This is a genomic window from Allokutzneria sp. NRRL B-24872, assembly GCF_002155965.1.
GTDB lineage: Bacteria > Actinomycetota > Actinomycetes > Mycobacteriales > Pseudonocardiaceae > Allokutzneria.
The window spans coordinates 13,507-39,275 of record NZ_MUMH01000104.1; the positions used below are offsets into that span (position 1 = coordinate 13,507).

Sequence of the window (25,769 nt, forward strand, 5' to 3'; positions counted from 1 at the left end):
TCAGGCAACGGGGAGTCCAGGTTCCGGGGGCAGCCATGTCGGGCTCGATCACAGAAGTCATCGCGGCCGTGCACCACGTACAGGAACTGCTCAGGAGTTCCCACGAGAGCTTGGCGCGGGCCGAAACCACCCTCGAGGAAGCCAGGGATTCCTACAACCAGGCCACCGAAGGCACGTCACGCGGGGAAACGTCCGCCTTGTTCGAGCAGGTCAGTGGAGAGCTTGCGCAGATCTGTCGGCTCGTTGACCGAGCATCGAACTCGCTCCAGTCATTCATCCACCACCTGCGCGGCACCTCCTCTTCCTCCGCCGCGTCTCCAGCGAGCTCGCACGTGTGGTCGCCACCTTCCACATTCGCCCCGCAAGGATTCACCGAGCGAAGCTTTCGCCACTTCCGCAGGGCGCTACGCCAGTTGGTCACGCGAGCTGGACTTCCGGACGGCGACCTCGTGCTCCAAGGGAGCCGCGTGAGCCACAAGGCGAAGCTCAACGAGTCCGACATCGACATCGCACTGCGCGTTGACAACGCCACTTTCTTCGACCTGGCCGAGGAGTCGTTGGCCAACGCACCGCTGGGAACGAAGCTGCGCGCGAAGAAGCTGCGACGCATTCGGACAGGGCAACTTTCCACTTTTGACCTGGGCACAGAATTCCGTGAGCTGCGCGAGGAACTTGTAGACTCGCGCGTGCCGTTCGCCGTGCAGTTCAGCGTGTTGAGGATGGGCAGCAAACTGGACACCGCACCGCAGTACCCGATCAACAAGGGGGCTCAGCGTGAGTGATCTGCAATTCATGGCGATGGTGGACGGCGCGTCCAGCAACGACATCGTCCGCGTTCTCGTGGAGGTCGGCGCGGAAACGAAGAAGGAGCGCACGCTTCTCCTGTCCGGCAACCTCATGGACGTGCGAGCGAACGAGGACGCGGACCCGTCCCTCGTTGACGGCTCAGATGATGAATGGCAGCACTACGCGTGGGTGGTCGAGTCGTACCCGACAGCCAAAACCATCACGGAAGACGACCAGGTCCTGCTCGCGCGAAAGATTCGCGAGGCCCTGCGCGACGAGGGCATGTCGGTGGAGATCGCGGCGAGCTTCGAGGCGCGCCTGTGACGCGAAGCCACGCTTGAAGACACCCAAACCTTGGCCTGCGCGCACCAGCGGCGAGCGGAACGCGGCGGCTCAGGGATCGACGAGGTGCGCCAACGGCTCCTTTGACGCGTTGAACGCACTGAACGGGTCGTTCAGTGCGTCCCGACGCGGAGCGCGAGCAGGGGTTGGGGCGTAACCAATGCGGCATTGGTTACGTCTGGCGCAACGACGTGGGCTGGGGTCGTGTGTCCTGCGCCGACGGTCGTCGACGGCGAAAGCCCCGGCGCGGGTTAGCGCGGGGCGGGGGCGGTGGAGCCTCGGACGACGAGTTCGGGTTCGTAGAGGAGTTCTTCCGCGGCGACCTCGGCGCCGTTGATCTGGACGGTGAGCAGGTCGACGGCGGCGCGGCCCATGGCCTCGATGGGCTGGCGGATGGTGGTGAGCGGCGGGTCGGTGCAGTTCATGAACGCGGAGTCGTCGTAGCCGATGACGGAGAGATCGTGCGGGACGGCGAGGCCGCGGCGGCGGGCGGCGCGGACGGTGCCGAGTGCGAGGGGGTCGCTGGCGCAGACGATGCCGGTGACGCCGCGTTCGATCAGGCGCGCGGCCGCGGCCTGGCCGCCTTCGAGGGAGAACATGGCGTGGCCGACCCATTCTGCGGGGACGTCGAGGCCGGTGCGGGAGGCGGCGGCGGTGAACGCGGCGAGCTTGCGGCGGGAGGGGACGTGGTCGGGCGGGCCGAGGACCATGCCGACGCGGGAGTGGCCGAGCGAGGTGAGGTGGGTGAGCGCCTGCTCGGCGGCGACGGCGTCGTCGCAGGAGACGCGGGGGAAGCCGAGGTCCTCGACGGCGGCGTTGACGAGCACGGTGGGCAGGTTGCGCTCGGTCAGCAGGTGGTAGTGCTCGTGCGAGGCGTCGGCCGAGGCGTAGGCGCCGCCGGCGAAGAGCACGCCGGAAACCTGTTGGGCCAGCAGGAGTTCGACGTAGTCGGCCTCGGAAACCCCGCCGGCGGTGCGGGTGCAGAGCACGGGGGTGAACCCCTGCTGGGCGAGCGCGTTGCCCATGATCTCGGCGAAGGCGGGGAAGATCGGGTTCTGGAGCTCGGGCAGCACGAGGCCGACCAGCCGCGCCCGCTCGCCGCGCAGCTGGGTGGGGCGCTCGTAGCCGAGCACGTCGAGCGCGGTCAGCACGGCGGCGCGGGTGGAGGAGGAGACGCCGGGTTTGCCGTTGAGCACGCGGCTCACGGTCGCCTCGCTCACCCCGACCTTGCGGGCCACCTCGGCCAGTCGTCGCGTCATGCCGCCATGGTGACGCAAGTTCCTGCAAGACGGCCACATTTCTTGCGCGCGCTTGCGGTTGCTGCGTTCGGCGTAAGCCGGTCCCGAGGGTAGGTGTCGGCCGAAAGCAGGGTTGCCGGGGTCAAAAGGATGACAGTGTCTGGACTCGGCGCACCCCGGTTTGTTCAGATTCCAGGCCGGGAATTCCAAGCCCCGGGACGACTTACCCGAACGGCCTACCAGCTGAATATCGAGTGCCCGTTACCTGATGTGAGGATACTCGCCGCGAGTTGCGATCCTTGCAGGTCAAGAGCGTATAAAGAATTTTTCTAAGGTTTCGGGCCCTAGGATGGGAAGGGTCTTCGGTCCGCCGACCGAACCCCCTTATCCACTTCTCTTCCTTCCCGCGCGGGCGTCTGTTCGAGTGCGCTCAACGGGATTCGAGTGCTGCCCGAAGGAGACGCGTTGACCGCCGTTTTCGACCGTGCCCGCGTCGAGGACATCGACGAGCTGCTGCGGCTCTACCGACGGGTCTACGGCGCCGCCTACGCACTCCCGCTCGGCACCGAGCCCGCCGTGATGGCCAGGGAGATCGCCTCGGAGCTGACCACCTGGCTGGTTGCCCGCGACGAGCGCGGTGAGCTGATCGCCTCGATCGTCGGCAACGTGGACCCGGTCGACCGGCTGGGCAAGATGCAGGGCCTGGTGGTGGACCCGGCGTGCCGCGGCGGGGGCATCGCGCAGCACGCGGTCAGCTCGATGAGCGACGAGATGCTGGCAGACGGCCGGATCGACTCCGTCTACGCCACCGCGCGCACCACCTCGACCGCGCCGCAGCGGATCTGCCTGCGCGCCGGGTTCCGCGCGCTGGGCTTCTTCCCCAACCTCCGCAAGGCCGCCAAGCACGAGACGATGGTGCTGCTGGCGCGCCACCGGGACGGCGTCATCGAGCGCAGGCACCCGGTCGAGCGCGTCCCGGCCAGCCTCGGCCCGTTCGTCGAGGCGCTGGACACCGTCGCGCGCATGCCCGTGCGGCCGGAACTGGTGCCGGACAAGGAAGTTCCCGCGCAGCAGGCGCCCTCCCCCGGCGTCGAGCTGATCAACGCGCCCGAGTTCGTGCTGCGCCGCTTCGCCGAGGTGGTGGAGCCGGACCGCGCGTTCTACCCGTTCCACAAGCCGAACATGCTGCTCGCGGCGGCCGACGGCTCGTACGAGGTGTACACGCACCTGAGCATCAGCGACGGTTACTGCACGCTGATCGGCGCCGCGCCGAACCCGATGGCCGTCGACCCGCACATGGACCAGCTGATCGGCCAGCTCGGCAACTTCGGCGCCTTCTACGTGGAGACGCTGGCCCCGCTGGACGCCTTCGACGAGCTGTCCTCCCTGCTGGCGCACGGATTCCTCCCCGCCGCCGCCTACCCGGCGATGCGCAGGGACGGCGAGGGGTTCCGCGACTACGTGATCATGGCGCGGACCATGCAGCCGCTGGACTTCCGCGGCCTCGCGATCGACGCGGCGTTCCGGCCGTTCGTCGAGCAGTACATCGACCTCTGGAAGCAGAAGTACCTCAACACGATCGGGGTGTACCGGTGAGCAGCTACCTCGGACCGGTCACGGTGCCGAACCCCTCGGCACTCGCCGAGGTCCAACGCCTGTGCGATCTCGCGAAGCCCTACGACGTGGGCCCGGACGCCGACGCGTTGTTCGTCTCCGCGATGAACGAGTCCAACCGCTGGCACGCCGAGCGCTCACCGTTCTTCAAGAACCTCTGGGACGCGCGGGAACCGCTGGAGTCCATAGAGGACATCGCGCGGCAGCCCTTCGTGCACGCCAACTTCTTCAAGATGCACGAGGTCGTCTCGATCCCGCGCGAGGACGTCAAGCTGCACGTGACCTCCTCCGGAACGACCGGGCAGAAGTCGCAGATGTTCTTCGACGACTGGACGTTGCGCTCCGGTCAGCGCATGGTCGCGCGGATCTTCGAGCACTACGGCTGGATCGACCCGAGCCGCCCGGTGGACTACCTGATCTACACCTACCAGCCGAAGCCCGGCGTGAACCTCGGCGCTTCCTTCACCGACCACTACCTGTGCGACTTCGCCCCGGTGCGGCGCGTGGAGTACGGCCTGCCCAGCACGGGCACCGGCCACGAGTTCGACGCTTTTGGCGCTGTGCGGTCACTTCTGCGCTCGGCGGAGGACGGCGTGCCGGTGCGGATCTTCGGGTTCCCGGCATTCCTGTCCTTCACCCTGGACCGCATGCGCTCGCTCGGCCTGCCGCCGGTGGACCTCTCCGACGACTCGCTGGTGCTCTTCGGCGGCGGGTGGAAGGGCAACGCGGACAAGCAGATCAGCAAGCGCGAGCTGTACGCGAAGATCACCGACCAGCTCGGCATCCCGGACGAGCGCATTCGCGACGGCTTCGGTTCGGTCGAGCACTCCGTGCCCTACATCGAGTGCGCGCGGCACAACATGCACGTGCCGGTGTGGTCGCGGGTGCTGATCCGCGACGTGCGCACGCTGGAGCCGGTTCCGCACGGAGAACCCGGCTACCTCCAGTTCGTCTCGCCGTTCATCACCTCCGCGCCCGCGCAGAGCGTGCTCATGGGTGATCTCGCGACGCTGCACACCCCGGCCGAGTGCGGCTGCGGCCTGGACACGCCGTGGTTCGAGATCCGCGGCCGTGCCGGGTTGAGCCGCAACAAGAGCTGCGCCATCGCCGCCGCCGAACTCCTGAAGGACAAGTCGTGAACCAACACTACTGGCAGGGCGAGTGGGTCGAGGACGCCGAGGCCGACCGCCGACTGTCCACTTTGGAGGAAGCGACGCAGGCGGTCCTGGCGAAGGAGCCGCTGAGCCCGCTGATCGTGATGGCGGCGGCGGAGCGCGTCGTCGCCCACCTCCAGAACCCGGAAAGCCCTGTGCGCCAGCGGCTCGCGCAGCGCCTGGTGGACTGGAGCGTGCCGTCGGAGGAGATCGAGCAGACGCTGGGCGGGCTCTCCGGAGCGCTGGCGCGGCCGACGATCGAGAAGAAGGTCGTCCGCGAGCTGGGCAGCGTCGACCCCAACCGCCTGGCGCGCTTCGACTTCCGCAAGCAGGTCTTCGAGGCGTGGGTGCCGGTCGGCCTGCTCGCGCACATCGCCCCGGGCAACGCGCCCGCGGCCGGGGCGCTGAGCTGCCTGGAGGGCCTGCTCTCCGGCAACCTCAACGTGGTCAAGACCAGCGGTGAGGACTCGCGCTTCACCGCCGAGCTGCTGTCCGCGCTGGCTGAGGCCGACCCGACCGGGCAGATCGCCGAGCGCGTGATCGTGCTGCACTTCTCCTCCAGCCGCCGCGAGTGGCTGGAGCGGATGTGCGCCCCGGCCGACGCGGTCGCCGCATGGGGTGGCGAGGAGGCCCTGGCAGGCGTCGCGTCGGTGCTGCGCCCGGGCTGCCGATTGGTGGACTGGGGCCCGAAGCTCTCATTCGCCTACCTGACAAGCGATTCCTGGTCGGACGAAGAGATCCTGCGCGCGGTCGCTGCGGACGTCTGCGCGATGGACCAGCAGGCGTGTTCGAGCCCACAGGTGGTCTACCTGGACACCGAGAACGACGCCGAGGTCTTCGCATTCGCCGAGCGCTTCGCCGCCGTGTTGGACGACCTTGTGTCCACTGTGGAGCGTCGCGAGCCCAGTGCCCCGGAGTGGGCGGAGATCACCAACACCGTGCTCGTCACGGAGCTGGAGCAGCACCTCGGTCTCACGAAGGTTCACAAAGGCAACGACTGGCGCGTGCTGGCCGACACCCGCTCAGCGCTGCGTGCTTCGCCGCTCTACCGCACGGTGTGGGTTAAGTCTTTGGCGCGCAAGGAGATCTCCGCCGTTCTGCGCCCGATGCGACGCTACCTCCAGACGGTCGGGCTCGGCGCGAACCGCCAGGACACCGCAGTGCTCACGCGGGGCCTGATCGCGGCGGGCGTGCAGCGCGTCACCGTGCCGGGCGCGATGCTCGGCAGCTACGACGGCGAGCCGCACGACGGTGTGTACGCGTTGCAGCGCTACAGCCGCCGCGTGGACGTGCAGCTCGACGAGCGGTTCAACCGCGACGCGTGCCTGGACGACCTTGTGAGTGCACGGCAGCTGCCGCCGCCGACGGTTGAGGTCACCACGAAGGCGCACTTCGACCAGCTCCAGGACGACCTCAGCCGCGCGGAGGTGTTCTTCCGCAGCGGTGGCACGAGCGGCGCGCCGAAGCTGTCCGCGTTCAGCTGGGCCGACTACGACGAGCACATGCGCCACGGCGCCGAGGGCATGATCGCGGCCGGGTTCGACCCGCGCACCGACCGCACGATGAACCTGTTCTTCGGCGGCCAGCTCTACGGCGGTTTCCCGAGCTTCTTCTCCGTGCTGGAGCGCCTTGAAGCCGTGCAGTACCCCATGGCCGGCCAGCAGAACGAGCACGAGATGGTCGCCAAGTCCATTGTGGACAACAAGGTGGACACGCTGCTCGGGATGCCGAGCTACCTGCTGCGCCTGTTCGACGAGGCGGGCGAGACGCTGCGCGCCTACCGTGGCGTCCGCAAGATCTTCTACGGCGGTGAGCACTTCAGCGAGCAGCAGAAGCGCTGGTTCGCCGAGGAGTTCGGCGTCGAGCTGATCCGCTCCGCCGCGTACGGCAGCGTGGACGGCGGCCCGCTGGGCTACCAGTGCCTGGAGTCGCCGTCGCGGGTGCACCACCTCTTCGCGGGCATCCAGACCCTGGAGATCCTGGACCAGGAGGCAGACCGCCCGGCGGCTCCCGGCGAGACCGGTCGGCTGGTCTTCACCGCGCACACCCGGCGCGGGCAGCGGCTGGACCGCTACGAGATCGGCGACCTCGGCCGCTGGCTGGACGAGGACTGTCCCTGCGGCAGAAGGACTCCGCGCTTCGAGCTGCTGGGAAGGGTCGGCGACGTGTTCCGCGCGGGCGGGCACTTCCTCAACTACCGCAGGTTCGTCGCGGCGGCTGGTGAAGCCTTCGACTACACCGGCGAACTCCAGATCGTGCTGGACGAGGTCGGTGACCAGGAGCGGCTGACGATCCGGCTGGACCGCGAGCGGGCGCCCGCCGACACCGACAAGGTGTGGACGGAGGTCGTGCAGCGCTACGCCGACCTGGAGACCTCGGCCGTGCGGGACCAGTTGGTGTCGCTGCACATCGAGCTGGTCGGCGCCGAGGACTTCAAGCGCACCAGCACCAGCGGAAAGCTCATCGCCGTCGTGGACAGTCGGGAGCGCAACAGTGCTTGATCAGCTCGTCAAACTCGTCCGTCACAGCTCGCCGTTCTACGCGGAGCTGTACGGGGACCTGCCGGACGCGCCCGCGCTCGAAGCGCTCCCCGTCGTGGAGCACGCCGCGTACTGGGCCGCGAACACCTTGCAGGACAACAAGCTCCGCACAGGCGAGCACGTCGGCGGGATCATCTTCAAGAGCGGTGGCACCACGAGCGCGCCCAAGGTCTCGGTGTACACGCGCGCCGAGTGGCGGGAGATGAGCGAGACCTTCTCCAAGGGGCTCGTCGCCGCCGGGCTGCGCGAGGGCGACCGCGTCGCGAACCTGTTCTACGCCGGGGAGCTGTACTCCAGCTTCATCTTCACCCTGAACGCGTTGCAGGACGCGCCGGTGGACACAGTGCAGCTGCCGATCGCGGGCTCCGCGACGCAGGAGTTCGTCACCAACGCGCTGCTGGAGTTCGACGCGACGGTGCTCACCGCGCCGCCCACCTCGCTCTGCCAGCTCGCCCAGCACGTGATCGACACCGTCGGCTCGCTGCCGCTGATCCACCTGGTGCTGTTCAGCGGTGAGGCGTTCTACGGCGATCAGCGCGAGCTGCTGGCCTCGGCGTTCCCGAACGCCGCCGTGCGCTCCATCGGCTACGCCAGCGTGGACGGCGGCATCATCGGAGCGCCCGTGCACGGCGAGGACGACGCGCGCGTCCACCAGGTCTACCCCGGCCGGATCATGGAGATCCTGGACGAGGACACCGGAAACCCCATCGAGGAGCCCGGCCGCGCGGGGCGGATCGTCGTCACCGACCTGGTCCGGACGCTCCAGCCGGTGCTGCGCTACCCGGTCGGCGACCGCGCCGAGTGGGTGGACTTCGGGGCTCGGACCTTCCGCCTGCTCGGCCGTTCCGGCGAGGGCGCGCGCGTCGGCCCGGTGACCCTGTACCTGGACGACCTGCTGGAGATCGTGCGCGATGCGGCCGGCGGTCAGGGAATCACGGGCGGCCAGGTCGTGCTTCGCCGTCACCGGGCCAAGGACCAACTGGTACTGCGTCTCTCCGGGGATGTGACGGGCACCGACGAGCTGACCGAAGCGATCGCGAAGCGGCTCGACGAGACCCGGCCGATGTTCGCCGACCACGTGGCGCGCGGGCTGATCCAGCCGCTCGCGATCGAATGGGTCGGCACCACCGAGCTGACCACCAACCCGCGCACGGGCAAGCTCGTTCGCCTGATCGACGAGCGTGGCGCATGACCACCTCCACGCGGCAACGGCCGCTTCTGTTGCGCAACAAGAACTTCGCGCTGGTCTGGATCGGCCAGGTGCTCAGCCAGGGCGGCACCCGGATCTACCAGATCGCGCTGCTGTGGTGGCTGCTCGGCCAACTCCCGGAGAACGTGCGTGGCGTCGCATCCGGCGCGTTCCTGGTGATGGGCGCGCTGCCGCCGCTAATGCTGATGCGCCACATCGGCAAGCTGATCGACCGGATGCCCAGCCGCAAGGTGATGCTGCGCGCCGAGCTGACCGCCTGCGCCGTCGTCACGGTGCTCGCCGTTTTCGCTTGGCAGGACGCGGTTCCGGTGTGGTCGGTGTACGTGGTGGCGCTGATCGTCGCGGTGTGCCAGGCGTTCTTCGACCCGTGCCTGCTCAAGGCGATGCCGGAGCTGGTGGAGGGCAAGGACGTCGAGCGCGCGGTGGGCTTCGGCACCTCCACGCAGTCCGTGGCGAACTTCGCCGGAGCGGCCTTCGGCGCGGTCCTGCTGGCCACGGTCGGCTTCACCGGCGCGGTCCTGATCAACGCGGCGACCTACGCGGTGGCCGCGGCGTGCCTGTACTTCGCGCGCTTCACCCCGCTGCCCGCCTCGCCGCCCCCTCCTCCGGGCGAGGAGGCCCCGCAGGAGCACAAGAGCACGTGGAAGTTCCTGGGCTCCATGCCTTCGGTGCGCCCGCTGCTGGTGTGCTTCGCGACGGCGAACTTCTTCTCCGCGCCGACGCTGCTGGTGCTGCCGCTGTACACCAAGCTCGTGCTGGAGCGGGAGGCCGGGACGCTCGCGATCCTGGAAGCGGCGCTGTGGCTGGGTTTGCTGCTCGGAGCGTTCAGCGCGGCACACATCCCGACGGCGGGCCGCACGGTGCGCTTCGGAGCGCTGTGCATCGCCGCGTTCGGGATCTTCCTGGCCATTCCGGGTCTGGTGGCGAACACGGTGATCTACGCCGTGGTGCTCGCGTTCGCCGGGCTGTGCCTGGGCGTGTCGAACGTGAAGTTCACGACGCTGTTCCAGATGGCGGTGCCGAACGAGGTCAAGGGCCGGTTCTTCGCCGCGCTCCAGGCCGCGATCAGCTCGACGTTCCCGGTCGCCTTCCTCGCCTTCGGAGCGTTCGGCGACGCCATCGGCCCGCAGCTGTTGACCCTCGTCCAGGGCGCGGGGTTGCTGGTGTTCGCGTTCGTCCTGGCTCGCGTGCCAGAACCCAAGTGAGCGATTTGGCGTACAGGAGGGCAGCCGAACGGGCAGTATCACCGGCGTGAAGCTTGGTGTACTGGGGATCGCGATCGCGCTGGCGGGGGCTGTGTTGAGCCCCGCCGCCGCGCCCGCCAAAGCGGCAGCGGTGGAGCCGTGCACGCGTGTGTCGACCGGCCCGGCGCAGGTCGTCGTCGACAACGCGACGCGGCTGAGGCTCGGGCTCAAGGGCTGGCCGGACACCGCGTTCGGCTTGCTGCCGGAGGGCAACAGCAACTACAAGTTCCTCTCGACGGCCGCGCTGGCCAGTTCTGGCGGGCAGGCGCAGAGCGTCGCGGTCACGCGCGGCACGCTCGACAACCCCGTCGCGGGCGGCGTGGTCAGCATGAAGCCGGTGGTCGGGCTCGCGCCGCCCTACCAGTACGGGGGCGGCGGGCCGGTGTACCGCGACCCGGGCAGCGGCTTGGTGCTGCACGTGCTGCACTTGGAGCGCCAACTGAGCCCGCAGCACCACTTCTACTCCGACCTGCACCTCGGCGTGCACGACCCGGCGTCGGGCGTGACCACGCTGCTCGGCGAGATCGTGGCTCCGGACATGGACTTCGCCACGGCCGACCAGCACGACCTGACCGCCGACATCGGCACGTCCTCACTGGTGGCGCGTGACGGTTACTTGCACGTGTACTTCCCGGACTACTCCTTCGAGAACGGCGCTTTCAAGGCGACCGGGCTCTCCGTCGCGCGCGCTCCGCTGACCGAGGTCATCGACGCGGCGAAGCGGAAAACCGTGACGCCGTGGGCGAAGTACCACAACGGCGCGTGGAACTCCCCCGCCAAGAACGGCCCGTCGACGTCGCTGCGCGAGGCGGTCGGACCTTGGCACCCCAACGTCCTGCGCACCACGCGCGGCGGCACGGTCATGGTGGCGGGCAACAGCATCACGGAGTTCGACTTCTCGCACTCCGCGAACGGCATGACCGATTGGACGCCCCCGCAGCAGCTGTTCCGCGACCCGGAGCGCGGCAACGCCTACCCCACGGTCGTCGGGCTCGGCCCCGATCCTTCGATGGTGGACGACAAGTTCTACGTCTACTACATGCAGTGGGCCAAGGTGGGTGACTGGGCCGACGCCGTGGTGATGCGCCGCCTGATCACCTGCGTCGGCGGGCGCACCGCCGGGCAGAGCACGCTGACCGGCTACTCCAACGGCACGCAGAACCGCACCACGACGGCTACCGAGCGCACCGCCGGTTTCGCTCCTGTGGAAGGAAAACTGTGGGGTCTCGCCGACGCTCCGGCCGACGGGACCACAGGAATCTACAGCTGCCTCAACGGGACCACCGACCAGTTCCTGTCGAAGGACCCGGGCTGCGAGGGCAAGCAGAACTCGATCCTCCAGACGGAGGGCTGGCTGTACAACACGCCGCCAACCGCCCCGTCGACGCCGTTGTACCGTTGCCGCGTAGGCGGTTCGCACTACACCGCGACCACGGAAGCCTGTGACGGCAAGGCTGGCGCGATCTCGGACGGTCTCCTCGGACACGCGCTCACCACGTCCAAGCGCGCGTTCTCCCGCTTCTACGACGGCCGCGAGCACTGGGACACCAGCGGCGCGGTCACCGCGCGCTACTCGTTGGAGCACCGCTACTTCCTGGAGAGTTCGGCCAAACCCGGCACGGTCCCGCTCTACGGCTGCTCCTACACGAGCGTCAAGGGGCTCAACCACTTCACGTCGCTGCGCGAGGACTGCGAGGGGCAGACGAAGCACCGCGTCGAGGGGTGGATCTACACGGCCAAGCCGTCAGCGCCCTCCGTCGAGCTGCACCGGTGCTACTGGAAGGACCAGGACGACCACTTCCTGTCGCCGTTCCGCAACTGCGAGAACGTGCCCAACCACGTCTACGAGAGCCAGTTCGGCTTCGCGCTCACCAGCTGAGCGTTCTCGCGCTGGACCCACTGCTGCGCCCCCGCGGTGAACTGGCGGAGGCGGTCTATGTGCCGGAGCAGCCGCTCGCCGTCGGCAAGGCCAAGGCCGAGCTCGACGGCGAGCGCGGGCACTTCGGTGATCGCCAGGTTCTCGAAGCGGCGCAGGCGTTCCGTGCCGAGGTTGTTCAGGATCTCGCCCGCGCGCTGCGACGAGCAGCCCAGGAACCGCGCGTACACGTTCACGCCGTTGTTGGTCTTCTCCGCGCGGCTCGCGTCCTCCTCGTAGCTCCACGCGTCCCACTGGAGCCCCAGTGTCTCGGAGAAGGCGTCCAGCAACGCGCGCATCGGCCACGTCGCGAAGACCTGCTGCGGCAGCTCGTCGTCGATCAGGTGCCGGATCAGGTCGTGCGCCCAGTGCGCGCCAACGGTCCGCGTGCGCGTCGCCAGGTAGCTGCTCGGGTCCGGCACGCGGTTCTGGCAGAGGTTGGACAGCTCCTCCACGTGCGCGTCCGCACATTCCTGGAGGTGGCGGCGCAGGCGCTCGCGCAGCTCGTCGGGCATCGTGCGCGTGGTGCGGGGCCACAGGTCCGCCAAGCCGCGCTCCACCGCGTTGCCCGGTGTCAGCGACTCCGTCGTCGTGCACGCGGCCAGTCGGCGGGCGAGCAGCTTCGCCGCGCCGACGTCGCGTGTTCGCCGGAACTCGCCGAAGTGCTCGACCAGCGCGAAGCCCCAGATGTGCCACTCGCTGAGCAGGAACAACGCGGGCTCGGCGGCTTCGGGGTGGGTGTGCGCGGCGAAGGTGGCCGCGCCCAGCTCCTCGATGTCGTGCTCGGTCCAGAGCGCCTTGAGCATGCCCGTCCGGCGTGCCCAGTCCGTGGCGTGCGCCGCCGCTTCCGACGTCCGGGGGTTGCTCCGCAGCGGGTAGGGCCGGTACATCTCCGGTCGTCGATACGCCGACATGACGCGCACCCCTTTCGACGGCGTCAGCACCTGCCCGATCCAAGCGCAGTGCCGCTGGGCCGGACACCGTGGCAAACGGGTGACACGTGCGGGAAATGCCGATCAGTCCACTGAGGACGGTGCTGCCGTGGTTCCCGGTCTTGTTTCACCCTGTGGACGCCGCGCGTTCAGGACGCGGCCATTCCTCCCGGGTTCGGTGTCGCCATGAGACAGCTGAACCGCCGTGACCTCCTCCGCTCCGCCGCCGCAGCCGGGGCGCTCGGCACGGTCTGGCCGCTGAGCGAGGCCCTGTCCCCCGCCCAAGCCATGGCCGCCGCCACCGAGCTCGGCGCCTCCTTCGACCCCGCGCCGTTCACGCTGGGCGTGGCTTCCGGCGACGCGTTGCCGGACGGGGTCGTGCTGTGGACCAGGCTCGCGCCGGAGCCGCTCTCCCTGACGCAGCCGCTCGCGGACTCCGTCGACGTGACGTGGGTGGTCGCGGAAGATCCTTTGTTCCACCGGAAGATCGCGCGCGGCACGGTCGCCGCGACGGCCGCGCAGGGCCACAGCGTGCACATTCCGGTGCGGGGCCTGCGACCGGGAAGGCGCTACTACTACCGCTTCTCCGCGCTGGGGAAGACCAGCCGCGCCGGGCGCACGAAGACCGCTCCGCTCGGTCCCGTCGCCAAGGTCCGCTTCGCGTCCGCGAACTGCCAGGCGTTCCACGACGGTTTCTACGCCGCGCACCGGGGCATCGCCGGTGAAGATCTCGATTTCGTCGTCCATCTCGGGGACTACATCTACGAGCACGGCCAGGTCGGCGGTCAGCACGTCCGCGACCACGAAGGCCCCGAGGTGTTCACGCTGCCCGACTACCGGCGGCGGCACGCGCTCTACAAGGGAGACCCGTCGCTGCGCGCGATGCACGCGGCGCACCCCGTCTACCTGACCTGGGACGACCACGAGGTGGCCAACGACTACAGCGGCACCACCGCCAACGAGCCCTTCCGCAAGCGCCGCGCCGCCGCCTACCAGGCGTACTACGAGCACATGCCGCTGCGCGACGGCTCCGGCCCGCAGATCTACCAGACCCGGCGGTGGGGCGACCTGCTGGAGCTGGACGTGCTCGACCTGCGCCAATACCGCTCCGCGCAGAACCTGCCCAACGGCACGATCCTCGGCGCCGAGCAGAAGGGCTGGCTGAAGAACCGCGTGGACACCGCTGGCGACTCCTGGCACTGCTGGGTGAACTCGATCATGCTCAGCCAGCTGGCCAAGCCCGGCGGCGGCCACTACTTCACCGACCAGTGGGACGGCTTCCGCGCCGAGCGCAACGAGGTGCTGGGCCACGTGCACCGCAGCGGGATGCAGGACCTCGTGGTGATCACCGGCGACTGGCACTCCGCGTTCGTCGACGACGTGGTCCCGGACTTCGACGAGCCCGACGCGCCCGTGATCGGCACCGAGTTCACCGCGCACTCCATCACCTCCGGCGCGTACTCGGCGGAGTGGAACGCCACGAACGGCCCGGTGATGGGCGGTGCCAACCCGCACCTGAAGTACTTCGAGGGCAACCGGTACGGCTACGACGTCTACGAGGTCACGCCGAGGCGGTGGAGCACGCACATGCGGGTGATCGAGGACCGCCGCGACCCCTACTCGCGGGTAAGCACGCTCACCACCTTCCACGTGGACCGCGGCCGCCCCGGCAGCCGCGAGGACCGACGCGGCGCTTCGTCGCCCGCGCAGTACCGCCGTGGTGCGCCAAGTGGATGATTGCGCCCGGTCAGGCGGCTTTCACCCCTACGATTGATGGCACTGCCGCCTGCCCCGAGATTGCGAGTGGATCATGTCGTCTCCGCTGTCCCCCGACGCCGGTGGTCCCGGCCGGGCGCTCGCCCGGTTCATCGGCGGGCCGCTGGACGGGCGCGAGGACGCGATCCCGGTGGCCAGGGCGGTCGCGGGCAGCACGGTGACGCACACCTACCTGCACGGCGGGCCGAAGATCGAGACCCACTACCAGCTGCACCGCACCCCCGAGGGCGGCTGGGAGTACCGGCTCAAGCCCTGCAGCTAGTTCGCCTGGGTAACTATCCATCGCGTTTTCGATACAGACGCCCCGCACCGGCCCTCCAGGACCCCCTGGATCGGTGCGGGGCCACGTATTTCGGGCATAGGTGCGCCCATCCGGTCTCCGACCGGTCACGAGACTGACCCGATCGGGTTGCTACCGGGCAGGCGCGGGCCGTCCCGGACCCCCTCCGGACGGGGGACGCCGGTCGTGTTTGAGCGCCGAAACAAGCTGTCGACCTGCGATAACGCGGATGTGTACAAATGTGTGATTTCGGTTTCCTGATGGGCCCTACATATCAGGGTTGTCTCTGCCGATTCCCTTTTCAGCTCGGGGTACAACAGAATTCCGGCAGGCTTCTCCAGACGGTCGTGGCGGAAGCCGACAAGCACCGGAAAGGACCACAGGCACGCAGCGGCGTCAACGTGAATCCAAGACTCGCAAGTTCAGGTTTAGGTTCAGCTTCAGCTGTTCGACGGGGAGAGTTCGTGAAGCACTCCAAGGACCTCGGAACCCATCGCGCGCTGCCGCACGGCACCAGGGGGCTGCCGAGCGGGCGCGCCGACATCACGGTCGGCCGCTGGTACCTGGCGGCGGCGGAGGCCCATGAGGGCACCGACCGTGGGCGCTCGCTGCTACGCGCCGAACAGGCCGTGCAGAGCCTGGAAAACGCCCTGAACTCGTTGACCGACAACGACGAGTACGAGCTGGCCATCGTGATGCACGGCCTCGGCCGCGCGCACCGCGTGCTCGGCCAGCCCGAGATCGCCCGGCACTGCATGGAGTTCGCCGACCGGTCACTGCACCGCTTCGGCATGTCCGTGGACCAGGTCGTGGCCGCCGCCGTCGACCCGCGCGCCGACGCGGTCCGCCGGCACCACGCCACCGCCTGACCCAGGCCACAGCTTCCGCCCTGAACGGGTCGTTCGGTGCGTCCCAACGCCCTGAACGACCCGTTCAGTGCGCTCAACGCGTCAAACGAGCCGTTCACCCACCCGCGCGCTCTCTCCCACCTCCGCGACACCACCTGAACGAGTCATTCGCGTGGTCCACCGTGCTGAATGACTCGTTCAGGTGGTTGAACGTGCTGAATGACTCGTTCAGCACGTTCAACGGACCAAACGCGGCATTGGCGGGGGCGGATGTGGGGGCGAGCCGGGCAAGTGGGCCTGGTGGAGGACACCTCCGGGGCTAACGTGAATCTCGTTCACCACCGCGAGTCGTTGGAGGCCGGGATGCGTCGATGGCCCTTGCTGATCACCGTGCTGATGCTGAGCGCGCCGCTACCGGCGAGCGCGGCGGAGTCCCCGCCGGTGCGCGTGCTCACGCACAACGTCAAGTTCCTGCCGAAGATCGCCGCCCCGACGGACGCCCAGGACACCCGAGCCGGGCTCATCGCGGCGTCGAGCTACGTCAAGGGCTACGACGTGGTCGTGCTCAACGAGGTCTTCGACAACCCGGCGTCGGAGAAGCTCCTCCAAGGGCTGCGCGCGGAGTACCCGTACCAGACACCGGTGGTCGGCCGGGGCGACGCGGGCTGGGACGGCACCTACGGCGACCCGCAGTTCGACCTGGAGGACGGCGGGGTCGCGATCGTCAGCAGGTTCCCGATCGCCACGCGCAACCAGTACATCTTCACCAACGGCTGCGGCGCGGACGGCTTCTCCAGCAAGGGCTTCGCCCACGCGAAGATCACTGTGCGCGGGCTGGCGGTGAACGTGGTCGGCACGCACGTCCAGGCCGACGACAGCACGTGCCCGGCCGGGCGGGCGAAGGAGCTGCGCGCGGAGCAGTTCCGCGAGATCGACTCCTACCTGGACCAGCACGCCAGCGGGACCACGATCATCGCGGGCGATCTCAACGTGCACCGCGACGGGCCGGAGTACGCGGGCATGCTCGGCGACCTCGACGCGCTCGCGCCGACCTCCTACTCCGGCCCGCCCTCGTGGTCTCCGTCGCGGAACTCCATGGCGGGCGGCTCGGTCGAGGAGCACCTGGACTACGTGCTGCTGCGCCGCGGCTCCGGGACCACGGCCTGGCGCAACGAGACGCTGCTGGTGAAGTCGCCGGAGTGGAAGGTGCGGGTGCTCGGCGTGGTCGTGCGCACCGACGACGAGTACTCCGACCACTTCCCCGTCGCCGGCTCGCCCGGCTGAGACGGCTTTGAGACGCTCTTGGACGTTTTCGCAGCTCAGAGGCCCATAGCCTGGATCGCATGACTGAACTGCGCCTGCCGATCACGGTCGACCGCGACCGCGGCGTCCCGATCCACCGGCAGATCGCCGAGCAGCTGACCGATCTGGTCGAGCGCGGCGTGCTCTCGGCGGGCACGCGGTTGCCGTCCACGCGCACCCTCGCCGCGTCCTTCGGGGTCTCGCGCGGAGTCGCCGTCGCCGCGTACGACCTGCTCTTCGCGGCGGGGGTGCTGCGCGGGCGGCGCGGCGCGGGCAGCTACGTGCAGGGCCTGCCGAACGGGCGGAGGACGACCGGGCCGATGCGCGGTCTGCCGCCGCCGATCGACCTCCGCCCGGGGCAGAGCAACCTGACGCGCTTCCCCCGCGAAGCCTGGCGGGCGGCATGGCGCGCGGCCGGGCACGTGCTGCCGCGACCCGCGCCGCCGCTGGGCCTGCCGCGGTTGCGAACCGCGCTGACCGCGTACCTGGAGCGCAATCGCGGCCTGGCGATGTCCAGGCACGAGGTGATCGTGACCGCCGGGCCGAGCCATTCGGCGGAGCTGCTCGTCCGCGCGGTGTGCAGGCCCGACGACGTCGTCGCGGTGGAGGACCCGGCGCCGTGGCCGCTGCGCGCGTTCGCCGGCGCGCTCGGCCCGATGGCCCGGCCGGTGCCGGTGTGGCCGGACGGGCTCTGGCTGGACCTGCCGTCCAGGGCTCGCCTCGTGTTCACCTCGCCCGACGGCCACGACCCGCTCGGCACGCGGATGCCGTTGTGGCGACGGCGCGCGCTGCTCGACTGGTCGCGGGCGTCCGAGGCCGTGCTGGTCGAGCTCGGTCAGGAGGTGGACGAGCGGCGCGATCCGCCGCCGAGCCTGCTCCAGCTCGACGACCGTGCGTCCGTTGTGCACATCGGTTCACTGCGTGCGCTGTTCGGACCGGCGCTGCCGTTGGGCTACCTCGTGGTGCCGCGGCGATTCGTGCCGCGCTTGGAGATGGTGCTGACCGAGGCCGCACGTCCCGCCCTCGTCCCGCAAGAAGCCGCGGCTGAGCTGTTGCAACGCGGAGCCGTGCAGCGCTACCGCACGCGGCTCGCCGACCTGCACGCGTCGCGGCTGGCTTCGATCCGCGCCGGGCTGGCCGACGTGCCGGTGGAGGTGCGCGGCTCACTCGGCGCGGGCACAGCCACTGTGCTGCTGCCGCCCGGGATCACCTCGGGCGCGGTGCTGGAGCGGCTGCGCCCGAAGCTCGTCGTCGACCCGATCGTCTTCGCCGGCGGCGAGGGGTTGGTGCTCGGCTGCGCCCACCTCGACGAGAGCGCCATGCGCACCGCGATCTCCTTGCTGGCCAAGGCGATCGCCGACGTGCAACCCCTGCTCAGCCGAGCCGGTTAGCCCCGGAGTCCCCAGGCCGCGCTCAACGCGTGATCACCCTGGTCGCACCAGGCCCTGCTCGGCTCCGCGCTCGCGGGTGCGGCGCTGACAAACCCGCCATCAAATAGCGAGAGCGATAGACCGAGCCACACGACGCGCGGGACGGGGCCTCAGGAGGGGCGGGTCTGGGCGGTGACCCAGGCGAGGTAGTCGGCGGAGCCGTCGGTGATCGGCACGGCGACGACCTCGGGCACCTCGTAGGAGTGGTGCGCGTGCACGTGCTTGGTCAGCGCGTCCAGGCGGTCCTCGGCGGTCTTGATCACCAGCTGCCACTCCTGGTCCGCGCACACCTCGCCCTGCCAGCGGTAGACGCTGCGCACGGGGCCGACGACCTGCACGCACGCGGCGAGGCCCTCGGTGACCAGCGAGCGCGCGAGGTCCTCGGCCGCGTCGGCGCTGTCCAGGGTCGTGAAAACCATCAGGTGTCCCACAGCGACGAGGCTAGGACGAAGCACTGTGCTTGTCACGCAAGAGGATCGCTCGTTGTACAGCGGTCCACGCCGTTGTGACCAGTAGGTAGACACCCGCCGCGAGCGGGACGAAAAGGGCGATCACGACAGTCACGTAGTGCACCAGGCGCAGGCATCCCGGCCCGCCCGGCGGTTGCCTGCGCGCGGTCCACCAGCCGACCAGGAAGATCAACCCGAGCAGCGCGCCGAAGACCACGACGGCTTCGAGGGTGAAGCCGACACCGAAGACGTAGGCGCCAAGAGGCACGCCGAGCACGTCCTCGGTGAGCAGGTCGTTGGCGTGGCCGTTGACGGCGGGCATGCTGAACAACCGGTACATCACCACGAAGAACGGGATCTGCGCGAGCGTCGGCAGCATCCCGACGAAGATCCCCGACGAGCGGTAGAACTCCATCGTCTCGCGTTGCAGGCGCTCCGGGTCGTCCTTGTGCTCTTCCTGGAGCTTCTTCAGCTGGGGCAGCAGCACCTCGCGCTTGCGCTCCGCCTTCGCCTGGGCAAAACCCAAGGGCAGCAACAGGATGCGCACGGCCATGGTGAACAGCACGATCGCGGTGACCGTCGCGGCACCGCCGAGCAGCGGCCGGACGGCCCCCGCGATGGCGCTGACGAGGTGGTGGGCGCCGTCGACCGGGGCGCCGAAGATCGCGTCGAGCAGGTCGCTCATCCGCCGACCGCCCGGCTGCTACGTCCACAGTAGACGGTCACGCGCTCCCCCAGTTCAGCTCTTGTGCGCCCGGAACCGCATCTTCTCCTTCGGGCGCACGGTCATTTCTACCCTGTCGAAGCCCGCGTCGCGCAGCCTCGCGGGCAGCGTGTCCGGGTCGACCGGGTTGAAGGTGTCACCGATGTGGATCAAGCGGAAGCCCAGCGAGTGAACGCCGTCCGAACCGGTGAACACCCCGCCTGGCCGCAGCACCCGGAAAGCCTCGGCGAAGAGCTTGTCCTGAAGGCGCGTCGTCGGAACGTGGTGCAGCATCGTGAAGCACACGACCGCACTGAAGTCCTTGTCCGGCAAGGGAAGCGCGGTCCCGTCCCCCTGGAGCACGCGCACCCGGTCCCCGTGCAGCCGCTCCAACCGCGCCGCCATCTCCTCGTCGATCTCCACCGAGGTCAGCCTGGGCACGAGGTCCACGAGCGCGCTCGTCGTCGCGCCGTAACCCGGCCCGATCTCCAGCACGTCCTCGCCGAGCTCCGCCCCCTCCAACGCCCACGGGATCTGCGCGTCCCGCACGTCCTTCGCCCACTTCTCGGAGCTGCACAGCCACTGGTGGAACCGGTTCATGCCCATGCCGCGACCGTAGGGACGAGCCCGCTGTGACCGCTACGAGCTACGCTGCCAAGCTGTGTCGCTGAACGGCCACCTGGTCCCCGTCCCCGAACCGTCCTTCAACGTGATCATGGTGGGCAGCCTGGACATGCCGGGCGGGCTGCGCTTCGAGCGGCACACCCACCCCGTGCACCAGCTGAACTGGGCATCGGACGGCGTGATCACCGTGACCGCGGAGAGCGGGACGTGGGTGCTGCCGAGCACGCGCGCGCTGTGGATTCCCGCCGACGTCGAGCACAGCACCGCCGCGATCGGCCCCGCCGTCATGCGCAGCGTCTACTTCCCGCTCCAGGACTGCCCGGTCGACTGGACGGAGCCGACAGTGATCGCGGTCGGCCCGTTGCTGCGCCAGCTGATCGACCACCTCAGCCGCGACGGCATCGCCCCGGAGGCGCGGACGCGGGCCGAGGCCGTGGTCTTCGACCTGCTGGAGCCGATGTCGGTGACCACGCTGGACCTGCCGACCCCCGTCGACGAGCGCGCCCGGCTGGTCGTCGACGCGCTGCGCGCCGATCCCGCCGACGACCGCGACCTGGCGAGCTGGGGTCGCTTCGCCGGAGCCAGCGAACGGACGCTGGCCCGGCTCTTCGTCGGCGAGACCGGCATGACCTTCGGCAACTGGCGCGCGCAGCACCGCATGTGCGCCGCCCTGCCCCTGCTCGCGGAGGGCATGGCGGTGGGCACGGTCGCCCGCCGCGTCGGCTACGGCACCGCCAGCGCGTTCGTCGCCGCGTTCCGCCGCGCGTTCGGGGTCTCCCCCGGCAGCTACTTCGCGCAGAGGTAGGTGTCTGTTCGTTCCTTGGCCAGCGCGAAGTCGTCGGCCGCGGCGAGGAGGTCTCCCGCCGCCGCGCCCAGCAGAGCCATGGCGTCCTGGAGTTCGTAGCCGGTTCCCGGTTCCATCACCGAGTTCAGCTGCGGTCGCAGGTCGTCGAGGATGCGTTCGGCCAGCTCGCGCAGCTGCTCCTCGGGGAGGGTGCCGCGCGCGGTGCTCAGGCGGTGCAGCAGCGCGCCGACGGTGGTCATTCGCCCTCCTCCCGCGCGAGGTGTTCGCGGACGGCGGCCTCGCGCAGCAGCTCGGCCGCGCGGTGCAGCCGGTAGACCGCGTCGTTGATCTTCTGGACGCCCGTCGCGGCGTAGGCCTGGGCGGTCGCGGCTTCCGGATGGGACGAGCCGACCCACGCCAGCACCATCTCGGCGTGCGCGTGTTCGGCGGCTTCGCGGTGCGCCGCGGTCTCCCCGGCGCACTCCCCGGCACGGTCGGCGAGGGCGTACAGCACCTCGGTCCCGGTCTCCAGCGTCGTCAACGCCTAACCCTCCTCGCCAGCTCCCGGCCCCGGACGCGTACCCCTTGATCGTGCCAGCTCCGGCCGCTCCCGCGCGCGCGGGTCACCGCTACGGAGTACTCGCGGAAAAGAATGGGACCGACGCGGTCAAGTCAAGACTTTCTCCTCAGAAGAAAAACGACTAGCCGGTTTGGCGCAATCCATTCACAGAGTGTTCACAAAAAACCGCCGCCGCCCTCGACGAGGACGGCGGCGGAGTGAACGTGAAAACTCACCCGATAGCGGCCTTGAACGCCGCGAGGTAGCCCTGGGAATGCCCGTTGGTGTTCGGGTGGTAGGACTCGTTGATCGGCCAGGACAGCCCGTTGAGCCATTCCGAGCTGGAGCAGATGCCGTGCCCGTTGAACCGGTCGCGGATGTCGGCGAAGCGGAAGCCCGCCGCGGCGACCCGGCCGGAGATGATGCCGGAGAGGGTGTCGGCGGCCTGGTTCAGCCGCTCCCGCTTGGCCTTGCTCAGCCCGCCGAGGCCGCAGCTGCCCAGGTCGAACAGGCGCGGGTAGTTGAAGACGACGACCTTGGCCGACGGCGCCTTCGACTTGACCTTGGAGTAGGTGGCGTCGAGCCTGCCGGGCAGGGTGGTGCGCGCCTGGTTGACGGCCTCGGCGACCTTGTCGAAGCAGCTCTGGTCGCTGCCGAGCTGGCAGGAGGTGAGCACGCTGGCGAAGCCGATGTCGTTGCCGCCGGCGGACAGGCTGACCAGCGAGGTGGACGCGGAGAGCTGGTCGGCCTGGTTCTGCACGTCCGCGGTGCGCGCGCCGGAGCAGGCGAGGAACTTGAAGGAGGCCGGGCTGTTGGCCTTGGCCCACAGCTGCGCGTAGGCCACCGGGCTCCTGCGGCAGTCACCGCTGGAGGAGTCGTAGGTCCGGGTGCCCACCCCGGAGTCATACGAGTCGCCGAGCGCTACATAGTTCTCCGCTGCCTTCGGAGCCGCAATTGCGGGCGTCGCTGCGACAATGCTTAACGAGATGGCCGCGGCTGCCACCGCGAAATATGCCTTTGCGCCCACAAGGGCCTCCCCACGACGTTGTGTGACCTAGCACATAACTCATGAGTAGCACGCGCCGTCTCGGCGAGGGAAGATGCAGAATTCGCGGGTCATCCGAAATTAGCCTGAACAGCTGTCCGCACCTGCTCCATCCGCCTGACGACTTCAGGCTGGCCGCGTCACGCCGGCAGCACGCAGACCGGCCTCGGCGTGCTCAACCGGCCACCGACCTGGGTGAGCCCGCCGGTGCCGCGATCCACCTTGAACAGGGCGACGCCGGGCGAGCGCTCGTTGGCCACGTAGAGGAAACGGCCGTCGTTGGTGAGCACGATGTGCCGGGGCCACGCGCCGCCGCACGAGGGCGTCGCGACCGGCTTGAGCGAACGCCCGGAGCCGCCGACGGCGAAGATCGCGATGCTGTCGTGGCCCCGGTTGGAGAGGTAGACGAAGCGCCCGTCCGAGGACACGGTCACCTCAGCCGGGTAGTTGCGCACCGAGCCGCCGGCGGGCGCGGTCGGCAGGCTCGCCCCCGGCGTGAGCTTGCCGGTCGTCGCGTCCCACGCGCACACGGTGATCGTCGAGTCCAGCTCGTTGGCCACGTAGGCCGCGGTTCCGTTGGGGTGGAAGGCGATGTGCCTCGGCCCGGCGCCGGGCTTCAGCTTCGCCTGCGAGTGGCGCTGCAACTTCCCGGTGCCCAGGTCCAGCCGGTAGACGTGGACCGAGTCGGTGCCGAGGTCGACCGCGTGCACCCAGCGACCGCTCGGATCGGTGAGCACCTGGTGCGCGTGCGGACCCTTCTGGCGGTCCGGGTCCGGCCCAGAACCCTTGTGCTGCAACAGATCTGTCGCTGGACCGAGCGCGCCGGTCTCGCGGATCGGGTGCACCGCGACCGAGCCGGAGGAGTAGTTCGCGGTCAGCACGTAGCGCCCAGTGGGGTGGACAGCGAGGTGGCACGGGTCGGCGCCGAGCGCGGACTGCGAGCCGAGCGCCTTGAGTCCGCCGCTCGCGTCCACCGCGAAGGCGCTGACCCGGCCCTCAGTGGTCTCGTTGACCGCGTAGACGGTCCTGCGGTTCGGCGCGAGGGCCAGGAAGGACGGGTTGACCACGCCCTCCAGGGTCGAGACGACCTTGAGCGCTCCGGTCTGCGCGTCGGCGTCGGCCAGGCCGATCCCCTTGCCGCCACCCGCGCCCAGCGTGTAGCAGCCGAGGTACACCCGCCGCGTCGCCACGCCGTAGGTGGAGGCCTGCGCCCCGTGCGTCATGAACGCGCTCCCCCCGACCACTCCGCCGAGCACCCCGAGGAACTTCCGCCTGTCGAAGCCGTCCCGCATCATCCCGACACCCTCCGCTCGTTCCGCAGCAGTGACAGTGGACTGGACCACTGATCTTTGGGAAGGGGTCTTGGCAAACATTGCGCGACGGGCAACCCCGGGGAGCGGCGGATGCCTGCCAACGGCCCAGCGGATGACGCCGGAGGGGCGCAGAACCGAACATGAACCACCTTGACACAACAGATCGCCGCGATATCACCCGATAGCGCAACAAACCGCTGCCTTGAGCAATGCCTGACGGCTGAAATCGTCGGCTGGCGCGGCTTAGCCTTACGCCATGACCGCCATCGCCGATCGCCCGACCACCGGCCCGCTCAGCTCGTCGGCCGAGTTTGTCGCCCTCGACGAAACCTGGAGCACGCACAACTACCACCCGCTCCCGGTCGTCATCGCCCACGCCGAGGGCGCGTGGGTGACCGACGTGGAGGGCCGCAGCTACCTCGACTTCCTCTCCGGCTACTCCGCGCTGAACTTCGGCCACCGCCACCCCGCGCTGGTCGCCGCCGCCGTCGAGCAGCTGGGCCGCGTCACGCTGACCAGCCGCGCCTTCCACCACGACCAGCTGGGCCTGTTCTGCCAGGAGCTGGCTGAGCTGACCGGCACCGACCTCGTGCTGCCGATGAACTCCGGCGCCGAGGCCGTGGAGTCCGCGATCAAGGTCGCCCGCAAGTGGGCCTACCGGGTCAAGGGCGTGCCGAAGGACCAGGCGCAGATCATCGTGGCGGGCTCCAACTTCCACGGCCGCACCACCACCATCGTCTCCTTCTCCGACGACGAGGTGGCCCGCGCCGACTACGGCCCCTACACCCCCGGCTTCGTGGCGACGGCCTACGGCGACGCTGGCGAGGTGGCCGCCGCGATCACCCCGAACACCGCGGCCGTGCTGGTCGAGCCGATCCAGGGCGAGGCGGGCGTGCTCGTCCCGCAGCCCGGGTACTTCGCCGAGCTGCGCCGGATCTGCGACGAGAACAACGTGCTGCTGATCGCCGATGAGATCCAGTCCGGCCTCGCGCGCACCGGCGAGCTGCTCGCGCTGGACCACGAGGGCGTGCGCGCTGACCTCTACACCCTCGGCAAGGCGCTCGGCGGCGGCATCGTCCCCGTCTCCGCCGTCGTCGGCCGCCGCGACGTGCTCGGCGTGCTGCGTCCCGGCGAGCACGGTTCGACCTTCGGCGGCAACCCGCTGGCCTGCGCCGTCGGCCGCGCCGTGATCAAGCTGCTTGCCACCGGTGAGTTCCAGCAGCGCTCGCGCGAGCTCGGCGCCCACCTGCACTCCCGCCTCGGCGACCTGGTGGGCAAGGGCGTCGCCCAGATCCGCGGCCGCGGCCTGTGGGCGGGCGTGGAGATCGCTCCCGGCGGCCCCGCCGGCCGCGACGCGTCCAAGGCGCTCGCCGCGCGCGGCGTCCTCTGCAAGGAGACGCACGACAACACCCTCCGCGTCGCCCCGCCCCTGGTGATCACCCGCGAGGAGATCGACCGCGGCGTCGACGCGATCGCCGAGGTCGTCTGCCCCTGACCGACCACCCTCAACGGGCCCGTCCACCGCACCGGTGGACGGGCCCGTTTCCGCGCGCGGCGACGTACCCAATGTGGCATTTGTTTCGCCAGACGTGACCAATGCCGCATTGGTTACGTCTGTGACGGGGAGCGCACGCGCGGCTGGCCCACGGGTGGGTGATGTGGACGGCGGAGTGTGCGGGGG

Annotated in this window: 24 protein-coding genes; 15 read left to right on the top strand and 9 right to left on the bottom strand. The window is 69.6% G+C overall.

Annotated elements, in window-relative coordinates:
• Positions 1-35 precede the first annotated feature (35 nt).
• Both CCN37_RS25615 and CCN37_RS25620 read left to right on the top strand, forming a co-directional pair.
• The gene (locus CCN37_RS25615; protein ID WP_086825547.1) at positions 36-782 is read left to right on the top strand and encodes a hypothetical protein; all 747 of its coding nucleotides are present in this window, start codon (positions 36-38) and stop codon (positions 780-782) included.
• On the top strand, positions 775-1,110 hold the full coding sequence (locus CCN37_RS25620) for a hypothetical protein (protein WP_143261803.1): 336 nt from the start codon (positions 775-777) through the stop codon (positions 1,108-1,110). Before CCN37_RS25615 ends, CCN37_RS25620 begins: the two co-directional genes overlap by 8 nt.
• Before the next feature lie 269 nt (positions 1,111-1,379).
• Here CCN37_RS25620 and CCN37_RS25625 read toward each other — a convergent pair whose 3' ends face one another.
• Complete coding sequence (locus CCN37_RS25625; protein ID WP_143261804.1) at positions 1,380-2,426, bottom strand: LacI family DNA-binding transcriptional regulator; 1,047 nt, start codon at positions 2,424-2,426, stop codon at positions 1,380-1,382.
• A gap of 405 nt (positions 2,427-2,831) precedes the next feature.
• Between CCN37_RS25625 and CCN37_RS25630 the strand changes: the two genes are divergently transcribed.
• Genes CCN37_RS25630 through CCN37_RS25655 form a run of 6 tightly spaced genes read left to right on the top strand, consistent with a single transcriptional unit; the run spans position 2,832 to position 12,007 of the window.
• The gene (locus CCN37_RS25630) at positions 2,832-3,962 is read left to right on the top strand and encodes a GNAT family N-acetyltransferase (protein WP_143261805.1); all 1,131 of its coding nucleotides are present in this window, start codon (positions 2,832-2,834) and stop codon (positions 3,960-3,962) included.
• A complete protein-coding gene (locus tag CCN37_RS25635) occupies positions 3,959-5,119 on the top strand; it encodes an acyl-protein synthase (protein WP_086825555.1) in 1,161 nt (386 codons plus the stop codon). The genes CCN37_RS25630 and CCN37_RS25635 overlap by 4 nt, the downstream gene beginning before the upstream one ends.
• Positions 5,116-7,635 carry an acyl-CoA reductase gene (locus tag CCN37_RS25640; RefSeq protein WP_086825557.1) on the top strand — a complete coding sequence of 840 codons (2,520 nt, stop codon included), beginning with the start codon at positions 5,116-5,118 and terminating at the stop codon, positions 7,633-7,635. The genes CCN37_RS25635 and CCN37_RS25640 overlap by 4 nt, the downstream gene beginning before the upstream one ends.
• On the top strand, positions 7,628-8,866 hold the full coding sequence (locus CCN37_RS25645; protein ID WP_086825560.1) for a phenylacetate--CoA ligase family protein: 1,239 nt from the start codon (positions 7,628-7,630) through the stop codon (positions 8,864-8,866). Before CCN37_RS25640 ends, CCN37_RS25645 begins: the two co-directional genes overlap by 8 nt.
• Positions 8,863-10,089: an MFS transporter gene (locus CCN37_RS25650; RefSeq protein WP_168200856.1), complete on the top strand. Its 1,227-nt coding sequence runs from the start codon at positions 8,863-8,865 to the stop codon at positions 10,087-10,089. The genes CCN37_RS25645 and CCN37_RS25650 overlap by 4 nt, the downstream gene beginning before the upstream one ends.
• Positions 10,090-10,135: 46 nt before the next feature.
• Complete coding sequence (locus CCN37_RS25655) at positions 10,136-12,007, top strand: hypothetical protein (RefSeq protein WP_086825564.1); 1,872 nt, start codon at positions 10,136-10,138, stop codon at positions 12,005-12,007.
• Here the strand turns inward: CCN37_RS25655 and CCN37_RS25660 are convergent.
• Complete coding sequence (locus CCN37_RS25660) at positions 11,971-12,957, bottom strand: hypothetical protein (protein WP_143261806.1); 987 nt, start codon at positions 12,955-12,957, stop codon at positions 11,971-11,973. The two genes, CCN37_RS25655 and CCN37_RS25660, sit on opposite strands and share 37 nt — an antisense overlap.
• 204 nt (positions 12,958-13,161) lie before the next feature.
• On the opposite strand from CCN37_RS25660, the gene CCN37_RS25665 reads away from it, so the two are divergent.
• From CCN37_RS25665 to CCN37_RS25685, 5 genes are all read left to right on the top strand, one after another.
• Positions 13,162-14,712 (top strand): alkaline phosphatase, encoded by a 1,551-nt coding sequence (locus CCN37_RS25665; protein WP_086825568.1) that lies wholly within the window; start codon positions 13,162-13,164, stop codon positions 14,710-14,712.
• Between the two features lie 73 nt (positions 14,713-14,785).
• On the top strand, positions 14,786-15,013 hold the full coding sequence (locus CCN37_RS25670) for a hypothetical protein (RefSeq protein ID WP_086825570.1): 228 nt from the start codon (positions 14,786-14,788) through the stop codon (positions 15,011-15,013).
• 482 nt (positions 15,014-15,495) lie between these two features.
• A complete protein-coding gene (locus CCN37_RS25675; protein WP_086825571.1) occupies positions 15,496-15,900 on the top strand; it encodes a hypothetical protein in 405 nt (134 codons plus the stop codon).
• Positions 15,901-16,242: 342 nt separating this feature from the next.
• Positions 16,243-17,163 (top strand): endonuclease/exonuclease/phosphatase family protein, encoded by a 921-nt coding sequence (locus tag CCN37_RS25680; RefSeq protein WP_168200857.1) that lies wholly within the window; start codon positions 16,243-16,245, stop codon positions 17,161-17,163.
• A gap of 59 nt (positions 17,164-17,222) precedes the next feature.
• Entirely contained in the window at positions 17,223-18,572 is a 1,350-nt protein-coding gene (locus tag CCN37_RS25685) for a PLP-dependent aminotransferase family protein (protein WP_086825575.1), read from the top strand.
• Between the two features lie 149 nt (positions 18,573-18,721).
• On the opposite strand, the gene cutA is transcribed toward CCN37_RS25685, so the two are convergent.
• Genes cutA through CCN37_RS25700 form a run of 3 tightly spaced genes read right to left on the bottom strand, consistent with a single transcriptional unit; the run spans position 18,722 to position 20,369 of the window.
• Positions 18,722-19,030, bottom strand: a complete 309-nt coding sequence (cutA, locus tag CCN37_RS25690; RefSeq protein WP_086825577.1) for a divalent-cation tolerance protein CutA — start codon at positions 19,028-19,030, stop codon at positions 18,722-18,724.
• A gap of 22 nt (positions 19,031-19,052) precedes the next feature.
• Positions 19,053-19,745: a membrane protein insertase YidC gene (locus tag CCN37_RS25695; protein WP_086825579.1), complete on the bottom strand. Its 693-nt coding sequence runs from the start codon at positions 19,743-19,745 to the stop codon at positions 19,053-19,055.
• Between the two features lie 54 nt (positions 19,746-19,799).
• Positions 19,800-20,369 (bottom strand): class I SAM-dependent methyltransferase, encoded by a 570-nt coding sequence (locus CCN37_RS25700; RefSeq protein ID WP_086825581.1) that lies wholly within the window; start codon positions 20,367-20,369, stop codon positions 19,800-19,802.
• A gap of 55 nt (positions 20,370-20,424) precedes the next feature.
• Between CCN37_RS25700 and CCN37_RS25705 the strand changes: the two genes are divergently transcribed.
• Positions 20,425-21,192: a helix-turn-helix domain-containing protein gene (locus tag CCN37_RS25705; RefSeq protein WP_246843304.1), complete on the top strand. Its 768-nt coding sequence runs from the start codon at positions 20,425-20,427 to the stop codon at positions 21,190-21,192.
• Here CCN37_RS25705 and CCN37_RS25710 read toward each other — a convergent pair.
• From CCN37_RS25710 to CCN37_RS25725, 4 genes are all read right to left on the bottom strand, one after another.
• Positions 21,174-21,431 (bottom strand): hypothetical protein, encoded by a 258-nt coding sequence (locus CCN37_RS25710; RefSeq protein WP_086825583.1) that lies wholly within the window; start codon positions 21,429-21,431, stop codon positions 21,174-21,176. The genes CCN37_RS25705 and CCN37_RS25710 overlap by 19 nt on opposite strands.
• Positions 21,428-21,712, bottom strand: coding sequence for a hypothetical protein (locus CCN37_RS25715; RefSeq protein WP_086825584.1), 285 nt, complete (start codon positions 21,710-21,712; stop codon positions 21,428-21,430). Before CCN37_RS25715 ends, CCN37_RS25710 begins: the two co-directional genes overlap by 4 nt.
• 250 nt (positions 21,713-21,962) lie before the next feature.
• A complete protein-coding gene (locus tag CCN37_RS25720; RefSeq protein ID WP_086825586.1) occupies positions 21,963-22,757 on the bottom strand; it encodes an SGNH/GDSL hydrolase family protein in 795 nt (264 codons plus the stop codon).
• Positions 22,758-22,915: 158 nt separating this feature from the next.
• A complete protein-coding gene (locus tag CCN37_RS25725; protein WP_246843306.1) occupies positions 22,916-24,070 on the bottom strand; it encodes a lactonase family protein in 1,155 nt (384 codons plus the stop codon).
• 274 nt (positions 24,071-24,344) lie between these two features.
• On the opposite strand from CCN37_RS25725, the gene rocD reads away from it, so the two are divergent.
• Complete coding sequence (rocD, locus tag CCN37_RS25730; protein ID WP_086825588.1) at positions 24,345-25,583, top strand: ornithine--oxo-acid transaminase; 1,239 nt, start codon at positions 24,345-24,347, stop codon at positions 25,581-25,583.
• The last annotated feature ends 186 nt before the right edge of the window (positions 25,584-25,769 follow it).

Coding starts and splice junctions, on each gene's coding strand:
- CCN37_RS25670 (WP_086825570.1), top strand. CDS start 14,786: ATGTCGTCTCCGCTGTCCCCCGACGCCGGTGGTCCCGGCCGGGCGCTC.
- CCN37_RS25680 (WP_168200857.1), top strand. CDS start 16,243: ATGCGTCGATGGCCCTTGCTGATCACCGTGCTGATGCTGAGCGCGCCG.
- CCN37_RS25625 (WP_143261804.1), bottom strand. CDS start 2,426: ATGTGGCCGTCTTGCAGGAACTTGCGTCACCATGGCGGCATGACGCGA.
- rocD (WP_086825588.1), top strand. CDS start 24,345: ATGACCGCCATCGCCGATCGCCCGACCACCGGCCCGCTCAGCTCGTCG.
- CCN37_RS25665 (WP_086825568.1), top strand. CDS start 13,162: ATGAGACAGCTGAACCGCCGTGACCTCCTCCGCTCCGCCGCCGCAGCC.
- CCN37_RS25660 (WP_143261806.1), bottom strand. CDS start 12,957: ATGTCGGCGTATCGACGACCGGAGATGTACCGGCCCTACCCGCTGCGG.
- CCN37_RS25685 (WP_086825575.1), top strand. CDS start 17,223: ATGACTGAACTGCGCCTGCCGATCACGGTCGACCGCGACCGCGGCGTC.
- CCN37_RS25700 (WP_086825581.1), bottom strand. CDS start 20,369: ATGGGCATGAACCGGTTCCACCAGTGGCTGTGCAGCTCCGAGAAGTGG.
- CCN37_RS25695 (WP_086825579.1), bottom strand. CDS start 19,745: ATGAGCGACCTGCTCGACGCGATCTTCGGCGCCCCGGTCGACGGCGCC.
- CCN37_RS25725 (WP_246843306.1), bottom strand. CDS start 24,070: ATGATGCGGGACGGCTTCGACAGGCGGAAGTTCCTCGGGGTGCTCGGC.
- CCN37_RS25710 (WP_086825583.1), bottom strand. CDS start 21,431: ATGACCACCGTCGGCGCGCTGCTGCACCGCCTGAGCACCGCGCGCGGC.
- CCN37_RS25615 (WP_086825547.1), top strand. CDS start 36: ATGTCGGGCTCGATCACAGAAGTCATCGCGGCCGTGCACCACGTACAG.
- CCN37_RS25650 (WP_168200856.1), top strand. CDS start 8,863: ATGACCACCTCCACGCGGCAACGGCCGCTTCTGTTGCGCAACAAGAAC.
- cutA (WP_086825577.1), bottom strand. CDS start 19,030: ATGGTTTTCACGACCCTGGACAGCGCCGACGCGGCCGAGGACCTCGCG.